The 13,139-nt window shown below is 50.3% G+C and carries 13 protein-coding genes; 9 read left to right on the forward strand and 4 right to left on the reverse strand.

Features of this window, described 5'->3' with window-relative positions; genetic code table 11:
• Window positions 1-229: 229 nt before the first annotated feature.
• Window positions 230-403 (forward strand): hypothetical protein, encoded by a 174-nt coding sequence (locus EQG79_RS31135; RefSeq protein ID WP_165358969.1) that lies wholly within the window; start codon window positions 230-232, stop codon window positions 401-403.
• A 559-nt stretch (window positions 404-962) separates the two neighbouring features.
• Window positions 963-1,334 carry a hypothetical protein gene (locus EQG79_RS27995; RefSeq protein WP_129606086.1) on the forward strand — a complete coding sequence of 124 codons (372 nt, stop codon included), beginning with the start codon at window positions 963-965 and terminating at the stop codon, window positions 1,332-1,334.
• Here the strand turns inward: EQG79_RS27995 and EQG79_RS28000 are convergent.
• The 4 genes from EQG79_RS28000 to EQG79_RS28015 all read right to left on the reverse strand — a co-directional run bounded on the left by EQG79_RS28000 (window position 1,315) and on the right by EQG79_RS28015 (window position 6,005).
• A complete protein-coding gene (locus EQG79_RS28000; protein WP_129606088.1) occupies window positions 1,315-4,320 on the reverse strand; it encodes a DEAD/DEAH box helicase in 3,006 nt (1,001 codons plus the stop codon). The two genes, EQG79_RS27995 and EQG79_RS28000, sit on opposite strands and share 20 nt — an antisense overlap.
• Before the next feature lie 109 nt (window positions 4,321-4,429).
• Window positions 4,430-4,711: a hypothetical protein gene (locus tag EQG79_RS28005; protein ID WP_129606090.1), complete on the reverse strand. Its 282-nt coding sequence runs from the start codon at window positions 4,709-4,711 to the stop codon at window positions 4,430-4,432.
• Between the two features lie 12 nt (window positions 4,712-4,723).
• Window positions 4,724-5,320, reverse strand: a complete 597-nt coding sequence (locus tag EQG79_RS28010) for a ParA family protein (RefSeq protein ID WP_129606093.1) — start codon at window positions 5,318-5,320, stop codon at window positions 4,724-4,726.
• A gap of 166 nt (window positions 5,321-5,486) precedes the next feature.
• On the reverse strand, window positions 5,487-6,005 hold the full coding sequence (locus EQG79_RS28015; protein WP_240699479.1) for a hypothetical protein: 519 nt from the start codon (window positions 6,003-6,005) through the stop codon (window positions 5,487-5,489).
• A gap of 351 nt (window positions 6,006-6,356) precedes the next feature.
• Here EQG79_RS28015 and EQG79_RS28020 point away from each other — a divergent pair, with 351 nt between their 5' ends.
• From EQG79_RS28020 to EQG79_RS28050, 7 genes are read left to right on the forward strand one after another with little or no spacing between them, the layout of a single operon-like run.
• Window positions 6,357-6,695, forward strand: a complete 339-nt coding sequence (locus tag EQG79_RS28020) for a DUF4134 domain-containing protein (RefSeq protein WP_129606095.1) — start codon at window positions 6,357-6,359, stop codon at window positions 6,693-6,695.
• A 40-nt stretch (window positions 6,696-6,735) separates the two neighbouring features.
• Window positions 6,736-7,242, forward strand: a complete 507-nt coding sequence (locus EQG79_RS28025; protein ID WP_240699480.1) for a DUF4134 family protein — start codon at window positions 6,736-6,738, stop codon at window positions 7,240-7,242.
• The gene (locus EQG79_RS28030; protein WP_129606099.1) at window positions 7,239-7,691 is read left to right on the forward strand and encodes a DUF4134 family protein; all 453 of its coding nucleotides are present in this window, start codon (window positions 7,239-7,241) and stop codon (window positions 7,689-7,691) included. The genes EQG79_RS28025 and EQG79_RS28030 overlap by 4 nt, the downstream gene beginning before the upstream one ends.
• Window positions 7,688-8,026, forward strand: a complete 339-nt coding sequence (locus tag EQG79_RS28035) for a DUF4133 domain-containing protein (protein WP_129606101.1) — start codon at window positions 7,688-7,690, stop codon at window positions 8,024-8,026. Before EQG79_RS28030 ends, EQG79_RS28035 begins: the two co-directional genes overlap by 4 nt.
• The gene (locus EQG79_RS28040; RefSeq protein WP_129606103.1) at window positions 8,023-10,602 is read left to right on the forward strand and encodes a TraG family conjugative transposon ATPase; all 2,580 of its coding nucleotides are present in this window, start codon (window positions 8,023-8,025) and stop codon (window positions 10,600-10,602) included. Before EQG79_RS28035 ends, EQG79_RS28040 begins: the two co-directional genes overlap by 4 nt.
• 26 nt (window positions 10,603-10,628) lie before the next feature.
• Window positions 10,629-11,633 (forward strand): hypothetical protein, encoded by a 1,005-nt coding sequence (locus EQG79_RS28045; protein WP_129606105.1) that lies wholly within the window; start codon window positions 10,629-10,631, stop codon window positions 11,631-11,633.
• A gap of 45 nt (window positions 11,634-11,678) precedes the next feature.
• Window positions 11,679-12,962, forward strand: a complete 1,284-nt coding sequence (locus tag EQG79_RS28050) for a conjugal transfer protein (protein ID WP_129606107.1) — start codon at window positions 11,679-11,681, stop codon at window positions 12,960-12,962.
• The last annotated feature ends 177 nt before the right edge of the window (window positions 12,963-13,139 follow it).

Here is a 13,139-nt window from a genome sequence, read left to right on the forward strand (position 1 = left end):
TTTCAACGTTGTACAAATTATACTTTGTACGAATTGTTGAAAACCGAAATTTTCTGCTGTCTGAGTGGTGTAGATATCTTATTCGATTGATGTGTGTTACGGTCAGGCAACCAGAATCTGGTTGAACGCTACAGTTCGATAAGCCCTCGGAAGGGGTGCGGTATCTGTTGTCGGCAATAGTGCGAAGACGGTAAATTTGATAGTTTTGCAACTGTATCATTCAAAACTTATGAACGAGAATCCACCGAACCATGCCACCAATGAGGAGCTTAAAAGACAGAATGCGGCATTGATGCAAAAACTTCATGATGCTAATCAGCAGGTTACCGTTCAGCAGAACGATAGCCAGGAAAAGCTGCTTAAAATGGGGTCCGAACTGTTAGACACGTACCTCAAAAATTAAGCTAATACTGAGCGTTTCCTTGCTGAGAAACAGGCGGAGTATCAGCACAAAGAACTAGAAACGGTTGAGCGGCTCGATTTCAGAGATAAAATTTATAAAGGGCTAATGCTCATTTTTCTGATTGCCGCTTTACTCGGCTCCACTCAATTTGGAGTATTTGACAAATTGGCTCCAATAATCAGCCTTCTGATCGGTTTGTTATTCAAAAACAGTTTAATCTCTGAATTTTTTACCGCAACGAAGAAGCGGTCAGGTGACATTGAGGAAGAATAAAATTATGTCAATGAAATTTAATGTATTGAAAAGTAAAAAGCTGCTACAAAGGGCCATAAACTTGCCCAATCGAATTATTGATGACGAGGATTTCTCACACAGTAAAGTGGTGGATTGACAGTTGGCCGAAGGGCAATATGAGCGAAAACGTGTAAGCTTGTTATACGAGGTTCAAGAGTTAATGCTTGAAACACGCAGCTTTATAAAAGCTGTCTACGGCATTGATAATGAATGCTTTAGATAGATTCACAAAATAGGATTCACTTCGGAAAATAAAGGGTTTGTGATGAATACGTTCAATGTAAATCACAATAAATACTGGCAAGAAGGGAAAGGGGAGATTATTTCATTGTTGAGTAACATCGTTTCGGAAGAAGAAGCCAAAGCAGAACAGGAAATTCATAATAAAAAAGACGTTCCATATTTTCAACTTTGCCTGTTTGCCTTGTTGTTTCTCGGTTTGGTTACCGTTGTTTGGCAACTACCAGCCTCGGTATACGAGCAGTTTATTGCTGGCGATAAAATCAGTCAGGCCAGAGCGGTGTTATCAATTTGCACTGGCTGTTTATCGCTGATTGTTGTGAAGCCCGATAGTTGGAAAGAGTTGTTAACTGCCTTTGTAGCATCTGCTTTAATTTTTATACCTCTTCTGAAGTGAGTTCGATAAGTCGATCCACTTGGTCAGGACGGAGATACTGTATTAAAGCCTCTCTCGAAGCCTTCAATACAGCCTCAGTTGAAAGCAAATTTGCTTCATAAAGCCGTAAGTAATCACCCCGGTTAAGACGGATAGGCAGTGACAATAAACCAAGAGCAGCTTTGGGTAGTCCCGTTTCCAGTTGTTTAAGCAAGATGTCAACATCCTGCGCCATCTCATCAGGCATCGGAATCAGCATAATACTGGCGATCTCGTAAGCTGCCCGAAGGTAGAGCCGTGTCCGGTCCGCAATACCCCGAACGTCTCCAGCTCCAATGTTGCCGGCATATGGTGTAACCGAGTAATGGCTTTCTATTTGCGCTATAGGGTGCCCGTTTATCCAAACCCACAAGATGGCCGCTCGTTTACAACGTCCATTATAATCGGGGGCATCTTTGGCACCCCACTGAAGGGCTTGTACTACTGGACGACCGTAACGCCTATCAACTTCGACAGCCCAAGTTCCTTCCTTTGTTGCTTTCTTCGCGATAGGCGTATAGCCCCCAACCTCTTCCAGCACTTGTAGATGTGCCATCAACGTCTCGGCTGTGAGGCCCCCCGAAATACGTTTTAGAAGCATTACCAACTTTAAAGCAGTTGAAAAGGCAAGGTTAGATCGACCGCAAGCTTTGCCTAACAAGCTCAATCGAAGCATACCCAGCTCTTCCTCAATGAACCCGTAGGCTTCCATTTGATATAGCACAATCGACAGGCGAGTTTGTATCTCGTCCTGCCAATTCAATCGTTGCCGACCAGCCAGATAACCACCGTATGTCCTCGACAAAAGCCGAATAATTTGATCCTTAGGAATTTCTTTCACTTGTGACAGCAGACGCAGTATCCAAGTGTCGGTCTGCTCAGGTTCGAACGACGAACGAATTGGTTCGGGTTGTCCTCTGACATAGCGATTAAATAGGCGTTGCCGTTCGTCAGGAGTTTCGGCCAACATAATGCTGCGACCCTGCTCGGACAATCCCAACCGACCAGCCCGACCAGCCATGTTCTTATATTCAGCGACGGTAAAAGATTGCCGCGTCTCTCCGTAAAAGAAGTTCTCAACAATTATGACCGTCGATGCCGGCGTGTTAATACCAGCAGCTACCGTCGTCGTTGCGACTAACACTCGAACCGGACTGTTAATCGCTCTAAATGTCTGTTCAACAACGGTACGTTCCTGACGGTTGAGGTCCGAGTTGTGAAAAGCGGTGCCCCCCACCAAAGCCTTTCTTAAGTCGGAAGAGGCCGATGACGGGTCCGAGTCAACCAGTTTGGACAACGCATCGTTAGCAGGCGGCAAACCCAGGGCGTTAGCCAGATAAATAGAACAGCCTACCGTCGAGCCTTTTTGATTTCTAAAGATCAGTATCTGTTCCTGACGAGCTACCAAATCGATGACTAATGGCACAATTACATCCTGACTCCCCGGTTTATCCTTCCGCCGAACGATTCGGTATGCAGGGAGCAATTGCTCGGCCCGTTCCTGACCGGTTGGGTCTATATACTGAAACACCCCCGACCGGTCAAGTACGCCCTCAATTAATGGGATGGGTCTTTTCTTAGTAAATAGAAGTTGACAATCGAGCCATTCATTGAAATAATTAATGCTACCAATTACTGCGGATAGCGTTACGATTTGGCAATCAACGCCTTGCTCCCTTGCCGTCAGCAGATTCGTTAAAATCAACTCGACCGTGATACCCCGGTTCGTATCAGTGATAAATTGTGCCTCGTCTAACACAATCAATCCTATCTTACTAAGCAACGCTGGGACGCCGACGGAGAGATTGAGGAACATTTCATACGTAAGCAGGGCTATGTCATATTTGCCCTTGATGAACGAAGTGGTATCATCGGTGTAATCGCCTGTACACCGAATGACTCGTTGGTTTAGTAGGGTGCCATAGAAGTCGGAAAAGTCATCAAATTTCTCACCGACGATGGCTCGGTAGGGTAAAAGGAACACGGCTTTACGCCCTTGAGTAATGGCTTTCGCGGCTGCCATTTCGCCAACAAACGTCTTGCCGGAACTGGTAGGAGCTACAATTACGGCTGATTTACCATCCAAGATGCGTAGTTCATTGACCGCTTCTAACTGTAGCTCATTCAACCCGTTCGGAAACCGATTGGTCCATTGCTCAAGCAAGGGCAGAGACAAGCCAAAGTTAGCTAGTTGACTGATCGTCGCACTTACCTTTACGTTGTTTGTCTCGGGAAACGCCCGTAGAAAAGTTGGGCCTGGCACTAAGGGAGGGAAGTTTAACCCTCCTTCGATGAGGTTAAAATAGATGGGAGTCTGTTCCCACCCGTATTGAGCTGTTATAGCGCGTACCCGTTTAGCCGAATCATCCATCAACTGTCCGATACTAATTCCCTCGGCAGAGTTAATAAACGTTTGTAGAAGAGCATGAGTGAATAAACCATGTCCTTTCCATTCATAAGCCGGCTGATCATCTTTTGATGCAGCTATGATAACGCGCCCTTTACCTTGCAGGTCAGCGACTGTCGTCAAATTGCTCCGAGGAACTGGCAGATCGGCAAGCACGCGGGCGGTCGCCCCTCCGCTGAAACAACAGTCCAGAATAACAATAACAACTCGGGCTTTTGAGTCAGCTAGATTGGTTGCTAACTCATCCATTGGAATGGTTGACGTGTCGATGGCTGCAACATCGGCATCATGTGGTACTAACTGATGAGCTTCCGTACCATGTCCAGCGAAATAGAACAATGCAACATCGTCCATTTCCGCTGCCACCAATGTTTCGTTTAGTGCCTGACGAATATTAGCTGTGGTGGCCTCCTCGTTTATCAACAGTTTGGCCTCAAGAGCAGGCATGGAGTCGACAAAGAGCGAATACATGGCTGTAGCATCTCTTGTTGCTCCAGCAAGGTCACTTATGAATGAACTGGCGTGCTTATCAACGCCAATGAACGTAGCCCGAAAAGTCATGGTGTGGTAAATACAGGTGGATCGTTACTGTAAGTCAGCCTTTCGCTTAAAAGCTCCGATAGGCAATGATCGAGGGACTTCGGCCCGATCCTGTTCCGACATTAATCCGCTACAATGGCTTCCGTTTCTTCAGATACTGTGAGATAGCCTCCCACACAACCTCGCGTATGTCGACTTCATCGTCAAGGGCGATCTGCTTTATGGCCTTAGACATGTTCCTGGGTACTTTAACATTCAACTGGACTAATTCATCGTCTTTGTTGATTGCCGATTTGGTTGCAGGCTTGTCCACCTCAGCCACCGGATTCACTTCCTGAATGGGTGTCTGTGACGGCTCATTCTTTAATTTATCGGCCAGTCTGGCTTTTCGTTCTGCAAGGGTCTCTGCCATGTTGGTGTTCGTTTACAGTTGGTCGATGATTTCTTCGGCCAGATCGGCCATCTCTTCGTGTGCTTTGGTATCCTCTAACTGCACAATGCCGCCTGCAACCACAGATCGGATATAGCTGACTCGTTCGTGAATTCGTGTAGTCAGCGTCGGTATGGGATACGCATCGAGGATATCTTTGATTTCCCGATTCATCGACGTGCGTGGTTTCACCATATTCAATACAATTCCCGCTTTCAGATCGGCCCGTTCCTGCTGACTCTGCTGAAGCATAGCCATCGTCGCTTTCAGGGCCATTGCGTCCAGGTAGCTTACTTTAGTGGGTACAAGCACGAAGTCCGAGATAGAAAATAAGTCGTTTAGTCGGTTGGTTAGGTACGGGGGCGTATCAATGATGATAATATCCAGTTCCGGGTACGTTCCCTCCTGCAAGGCTTCGTAGCTCACCAGCGTTATACCGTCCAGCAACGTATCAAGGCCCTGCACACTGCCCTGCAAGTCGGTATCAACGATACCTACGCGTTTGATGTCTTTTAGATAGAAAGCCAGGTTCAGCGCGAGTGTCGTTTTACCGACACCCCCTTTCTGGTGAGCCACAGTGATAATCTTCATGGTCGGCGGTCAGCTTACAGGTTTTGCCTAGGCAAGTAGCAAAATTTATCTATCTAAAAAAATAGTCAACTATTTATAAACTAATTAACTATAAAACTATTCAACTAACCAACTGATTATCAATGATGTTTTCATGCTTTACCCGTACACACCGACTACGAATAATTCAGTTTGTCAGCGAGACGGTACGTTCAAATGTGAAGATGCCGACAATCTGTTGCGTGGTCGAAAAAATGTCTGAGGCTTTAACCACTGTTATCTGACCACTACGCGGAGTGCCATTCACAAACTGATATAACGTAATGGGAAAGGTATAGGTCACCTGGCGCGCACCACTGGTTCCGGCAATTGTCCTGTTGACTACCGTGACGGCATTGTAATCAGTAAGGATGTCTTTTTTAATGGTAAAATACCCGCCGTTCGTCGTGCCAGTCGCGGTATAATTAACGGCGTAGGTACCCAAATCGAGAGCGGTATACGTACCCGCCGTACCCTGTCCCGACAGCACGAAGCGGACAGAATCTTCCTTCACCACCGTTTCTACTTTATAAACCTGTCCTTTTAGCTGTCCGCGCTCCTCTGTGTAGCCATTCGCTAAGGCAAGCTTGATGCACGTGTACGTACCACTCAGCCGAACTGACGATTTGCTCGATTGCTCGTTCTGTTGCTCAAGGGATAAAGGCACTTCCTGTTGGCTACCCGAACAACCAATTAGACAATAAAAACTAATGACACCGATAAGAAAGACGAGTACGATTTTCTGAACCATAGTAAACATAGCGAACAAAGAGGATAAAACGTATAGCAAATATATGGGTACCTAATCACTCAGAAAAGCAACGCCTATATGTTCACCTTAACGTTCTAAAATGTAGTCAATGAATTGATAAACCAACTCATTGGTTATCAGCATATATCTAGCTTAACCAGAATATTTCAACAATTTTTTACCTATTAATATTTAATATTTTAAACATTTACGGCATCTTTGCATTGTCATCTGGCCGGAGACGTAACGCTTTATTCCAACTTTTTCATGAAACGAATGTACACCGTCGGGCGGGGGCTGTTGCTGCTTGCGCTGACAAACGGTATGGCAGTTGCCCAAAATGTCGACCAAACCAAAGGTATAGGAGCTGGGGTACAGGTACTGACCCAAACAACTAAGGATTTACAGGATTACTTCCGGCCCATGACGACAGTGATGTACGTCATAGCCGCTATCGTCGGCATCTTCGGGGCGTTCCGCATCTACTCTAAAATGCAGGCGGGCGATCAGGACGTGCAGAAATCGGCGGTTAACTGGGGCGGTTCGGTGCTCTTCCTGCTGGCTTTCGCAGCCATTCTGGAAGCCGTCTTTTTCCAGACACCTTAACCAACTCCCACTGATGTTCCCGGTGAAAACTTTGCTCATTATGGGCTGCCTGTTAGTCGCGCTAACAGCAACCGCGCAGAACGTTGACCTGAGTGGCAACCCCGCTGCTTCAGTCGGCATTGATGGTCAGTTTACGAATCCGATCTTGAGTCGGTTGCCGACATTTTTAAAGTTTGTCTGGGCAGTGTGCGGCCTCAGTGCTTTAATCGGCGGGCTACGTATCTATGCCCGCGTACAGGCCGGAACGGGTGAATTTGCCGTGGAAACCTGGCGATTAGCCTCAGCCGTCATCGGTTTGGCGATCATTGCCTCGTTCCTGCAAGGCTGGGTGAGCTACCGAATGCCTGCCGTAACAGCGGCCCGGTTTGGATCAGACAGGCTCATCTACCGGGGCAGTGAAGATGAATCCGAAATCGCTGACTCGTCGCCCGGCGATGTGGCCGCTACGCCGTATCGACCCGGCATGGATGCCCGCGTCGATTCAATTCGGAACTACTACCGCACAGCATCTGACTCTCTGCGTCAACACACCCGACTGACCCGATGATTCTGCTCTACGACGAATTTCAGGCTTACGGGCAGGTCAAATCAATTGGGTTGTGGCTGTGTGCGTTCGGGGCTATCGTGGCTGGTTTCCGCATCTATCAGCAGTGGAACCGGGGTGAAGAGGTAGAAGGGCCAGTTATGCTATGGCTCACGGGCATTGCGTTCTGCGGGGGCATGGTGTTTCTGGTTGATCGCTTCATTCTGAGCGGGGCCTTTTCCTCTTCGTTCGGGGGCAGCGATTACCTCGCCCAAACCTACACGCAGTCGATGGCGGTCGAGAGTAGCCGGGCGGCTCTGCTGCTGGGTATCGTAATGGCTATTATCGGATTGATTCGGGTGTTTCAGAAGTTCCGCCGGGGTGACGACGATCTCTACGACTTTCTGTTCAAGTGGTTTGGCTCGCTGGCCTTCCTGTTTTTGATGAGTACAATCATTTCCGCTATGCTATGAAATCCTTTCCCATCCACCGGGGAGCCGACAACGAAATCGAATTTCGGGGCCTCCGGGGCCAATACTTCTACTACGCAGCCGGTGGGCTGATTGCGTCGGTCTTCGCTACGTTGCTGGGGTACGTACTGGGCGCGCCCATCCTACTGGCTATCCTGCTACTAATCATTGGTGCTGGTGGTACGTTGGCCTGGTGCTACACCCGCAACGACCGTTACGGACGCTGGGGGTCCGTTAAACAACAGGTACGTCAGCTAAAACCCTCGTTCGTGTGTCAGTACCAGTCGTTTAATCGGCTGTTACCCGTTCGGACAATTACAACCCGAAAAGTTCGATGAAAAAGTCTAAAACGCTGGCTGATCTGTTTCCAATTCTCTGCATTGATGAGACCACGCATTGTGTTGTCTCTAAAAACGCCGATATCACGGCTGCGTTCGAGGTGCAGGCCCCTGAGATTTTTGCGGTGTCCGACGGGGAGTACGATACGTTGCATGACATCCTGATCCGGGCGACTAAGGTGTTGCCGACGGGCTATATGGTGCATAAACAAGACCTCTTTATCGAAGACGTATATACACCCCCGTTCGGTAGTGAATTTCTGAGAACCTCAAATTATGTAGCGTGGGAAAACGAGCGGCATTTTGCTGACCGCCCCTACCTGCGGCACCGGTGCTATCTGTACGTAACGCGCCCGGCATTGCCCCCGCTTAAACGGACAAGCAGTCAGTCGTCACTGCTGAAACGGCATCTGGTGCCCAAAGAGTTATTAGACTCACGTACCTGGGCGGAGTTTGTTGATGTGGTCAATCAATTTGCGGCCATTTACCAAGATTCGGGGAAGATCAAACTTCAGCGATTAGGGCCAGACGAGTTACTCGACAATGGCGAACAAACGGGGCTGTATCAACGGTACTTCTCGCTTTCGCTCGATGATCCGACGCTGCATGACGTGGAGTTAACCGATGGTCTGAAAGTGGCCGGTCAGCAGACCTATACCTATGCCATTTCGGAACTGGGTGATTTTCCGAACGAGGTCTATAACTCGGCCCGGCTGGAGCAGTTCTCCACCGACAGCAGTCACTTCCCCATTTCGACAGGGTCCGCCTTGGGGATGTTGCTACCCTTCAACCACATTTATAATCAGGTGTTGTTGATCGACGACGGCGATGCACTGACGAATCAGTTGGTGCGGGAAGTGAAACGGCATCACTCGTTCGCGGCCTGGTCGAAGGAAAACGAAGTCAGCATCCGCTCGAAGGACGCGTTCATGGAAGAAGTCAAAGATCGAAACCGGCGGGTGGTGCGGGCGCATTACAACGTACTGGTTTTTCACCGTGACCCCGACGTGGCCGATACGTACCGGTCGCAAGCAGCAGCGGCTATTTCCAAACTAGGTTTCAAACCAAAACTGGCCAGCCACAATGCCGAAACGCTGTTTTGGTCGTGCATACCGGGGAACATCGCCGAGATTGGGGCCGACAATCTGGCCACCTGTTTTCTGGAAGAAGCCACCGCCCTTTGGAACACGGAGACTAATTATCGCGACGATTTTTTCTGTAAAAATGGCCTGCTGCTAACCGACCGCTTTGGTCGGCCCTGCATGGTAGACCCCTTCTTCGAGCCGATGCAGCGGGGCATTATCGCCAACCGGAATTTCATGGTTGTGGGACCGTCGGGGTCGGGTAAGTCGTTCACGATGAACAACATGGTTTATTACCTGCTCAGCCACGGTATACACGTGAGCTTAGTCGACGTGGGGGGGTCCTACAAACGATTGTGCTCGCTGATGGGAGGCCGCTACATTACTTACGAGCCGGATAACCCGATTGAATTCAACCCGTTCTACAGTGCCGACCTCGACCCTGACGAAGAGACCAAAGATGCTCTGGCAAACCTGCTGATGGCCCTTTGGAAAAAAGACGGGGAGCCAACGTCTAAAGCAGAGGAGGTGACGGTGGCCAACATCGTGCACGAGTACTACGGGGCCACGCGTCGAGCGCGTCAGGCCGGAGACGAGTTATTCCCCTGTTTCGACAGCTTCTATGAGTTCACCCGCGATACGTACCCCGCTATTTTCGAGCGGAACATGGGATCGGAGAAGGAATTCAACCTGAATAACTTCCTGTACGTGCTACGCCCCTTTCATGCTGACAATCAGTACGGGTATCTGCTCAATTCGCGCCGGAACATCGATTTGATGGAGTTGCCGTTCGTGATCTACGAATTGGATAACATCAAGGACCACCCGGTGCTGTTTCCAATCACGACGATCATGATTATGAATACGTACGTGCGGAAGCTGTTCAGCGTAAAGGGCGTGTTGAAGATGCTCATCATCGAGGAAGCCTGGAAGGCACTGGCGAAAGAGAACTTTGCTCAGTTTCTGAAATGGTGTTCCAAAACGGTGCGAAAACACTGGGGATCATTGGGCGTAGTAACGCAGGAGGTGGACGATCTGGTGGGCAACGCGATTGTGAAAGACGCGATCATCAATAACTCGCCGATCAAGTTTCTGCTCGATCAGCACAACTACGAAAAGCGGTTCGCCGAAGTCATGCAAACCCTGTCGCTGTCGGAAAAGCAGGCCAACATCATCCTGAGCATCAATAAAGGTAAAGACCCTAACCGGCCACCCTACAATGACCTCGCATTGTTGCTGGGCGACTATTGCAAGGTGTATGGCGTGGAGGTGAGCCGCACGGCCTACGGTACGTTCACAACCGAACGGCAGGAAGTAGAAGCCATCAACAACTTGGCAGAAGCGCACTACGGCAATGAATTAGAGTCGGCAGTGAAGGGCTGGGCGCGGGGCGAACGGGCCGGGGGTTACTTGCCGGTCAACTCAGCGGGCGTACCGCTGCTTCACCCAAACGGTCAGCCACCAAAAGCACTGAACGGCAGTAGCCAAACGTAACGCCAATCACACAATCCATTTCGTTTATGAAAACCATACGTTTACTCCGGGTGGTCTGGCTACTGCTGTGCCTGTTGCTGGTTACCTCCACCCTGCAAGCCCAATTTGTGGTCTCCGACCCGATCCACACGGCGGTATCGAACCTGATGCAGTTGATTCAAAAACCGTCATTCAAAACGATGGTCGATGCCGTCGAAAAGCTCAAAAAAGTGAAGGGAGCTGTGCAGAGCTATCACCGGGGGCAGCAGTTGATTCAGACCGTGCAGCAGACCACGCGCACGCTGCAAAGTATCTCGACGGTCATCAGCAAAGACGGCCACATTTACCCAGCGGAATATTCGCTCATCGCCGACGATCTGAGCGCGATGGGCACTCACGCCAACGACATCCTGAAAGATATGCGGCAGGGTACGTCGCAGAACCTCTTCGAGATAAACGATCAGGGCCGGATCGAGTGGATTTTCCGGGCCTACGAGAGTGCGAAGAAGTTTCAGGGGCTGGTCAACAACTATTACTACAAAGTGCGGGCTATGTCGTTGCGCCGGGTACGTTCGCAAAAAGACTGGATGATGACCAGTCGCCTATACGCCATTGCCGAGCCAACGCTGAACAAAACCGGTAGCTACCAGGAGGTGCAATTCATGCTGGGCGAAAAAGGCTACGACGATGATTACACCGACCGCACGAAGTCGGCCCTCGACGAAGAAACCATTGCCCGGCAACAACGGGAAAAGCAGGCCGAAATCGACCGGAAAACCGCCCTGATGCAGGAATGTCAGGACCGGCTACAGATTGCCGATTTGCAGGGGGAGCAACAGGCATACGCCGAGATGAAGTTCATCTACCCGCCTTACTTCGACCCGGAGAAAAAGGGCAAGCCCAACGGGTACGTGGACCCCTACGACGGCCATATTATTTCGGACGAAGAGTTTGGCATCTTGGTCCGCATCCGGGGCCGACAGATTGCCACCGAAAAGCGGTCAGCTATTCAGCGTGAATGCCAGGAGAAGATGAGCAGTAGTGGAGGCTAAACGTCTGATACAGAACCGTAATACGTACCAATCCGCTTACATCTTATGCTTTTCGACGCTTACAAAACCTTGCTGGGCCTCTACGCCGACATGACGGCCTCCACGATGGACATCACCGCCCTGATCGAGTCGAAGGTTCGGGCCGTTGCCGGCATCGGGGCATTGGTGTACATCTTCTCCCGGCTGATTCCCGACGTGATGCAGAACGGCACGATTAACTTTTTCCCGTACCTGCGTCCATTCATGCTGATGGTGTTGATCGGCCTGTCACCCCGCATTTGCAACGGCATCGACAAGCTGGGGGAAAGCATCCGCACGGCGGTCGAGCGGCAGAACGGTACGTTGTACGAGAAGATTGCCGAACAGACCAAGCTGCTCCAACAAACAGTCGATGCCAAGTGGCAGGAGATTGGTGAGCACCCCGAATTGTTCCGGCAGGTTGACCCCAACTTTGACCCTGATGCGTTCGGCTCCAGCCTCAAACTAAGCTTTGCCGAATACTCCGAGAAGTTCAAATACGAACTGCTCTCCTACACGCAGGACGTTCTGTTGGCTCTAATGCAACTGGCCGAGTGCATCCTGTTTCTGCTCTCGTTTACGTACCGCCTGGTACTGCGGATGGGTGCGCCGATTGCCATTGCGTTGGCCGTGTTCCCCGGCATGACGGGCAACATTGCCGAGTGGTTTGGCAAGTACATCAACTACACGCTACTGCCTGCGGTCGCGGCTGTGTACTCGTCCATCGCCTTCAAGGTCACGCTCAAATACCTCAGCTACTACGACCCCAAGACGATTGTGCTGGGCAACGCAGGCGGGGCCGAAGCCCATACACCCGAATACATGGGATTGGCCTTTATCGGTATTCTGGTCATGTGCCTGATTGGCTATTGCCAGGTGCCATCGATGACCAATATGCTCGTAACAGTTGGGGGTGTGGGGGCAATGGTACAGGGAGCCACGCGCATGGCCCGGTCGGGGGCAGGTACGTTAGCATCACCAGTTACCAAACCACTCAAAGCCGCTGGGCATTCGGTGGCGGCACGGGTTGGCGGAGGTATCACCAACGTAGCCCGATTAGGCGGCAATGTAGCCGGTGGGGTGGCGAAAGCACCCTTCACGATGGCTGCTCATGTGGCAGGCGGGGCGGCACGGGGTGCACGGGCCGGGGCCTCGTCGGGTGGCAACGTCCTAAGCCGGGGCGTAAAGGGGGTAGCCGGGGGGATTGTCGGGGCTGTCATTGGTAGCGGAGCGGGGGCCGTCGCTGCTGCCGAAGGAGCTACGCGCGGGGCGTACCGAAAGACTTTTCCCAATAAGAAAAATCAACTCTAATCTATTGCCTTTACGACTCTGATCTATTGCTTTTCACGTCATGAACTCGATTAATTATCATCATAACCACTTGTTAAACAGCCATAAACAACTTGTGTGGCTAACCGTCAGCGGTATGACCTTTTGTGCGTTGACCGTACTGACCTGCATTGTCTGGAGCTTTGGTCGGTATCGGCA

The sequence above is a fragment of the Spirosoma sordidisoli genome (assembly GCF_004138325.1).
GTDB lineage: Bacteria > Bacteroidota > Bacteroidia > Cytophagales > Spirosomataceae > Spirosoma > Spirosoma sordidisoli.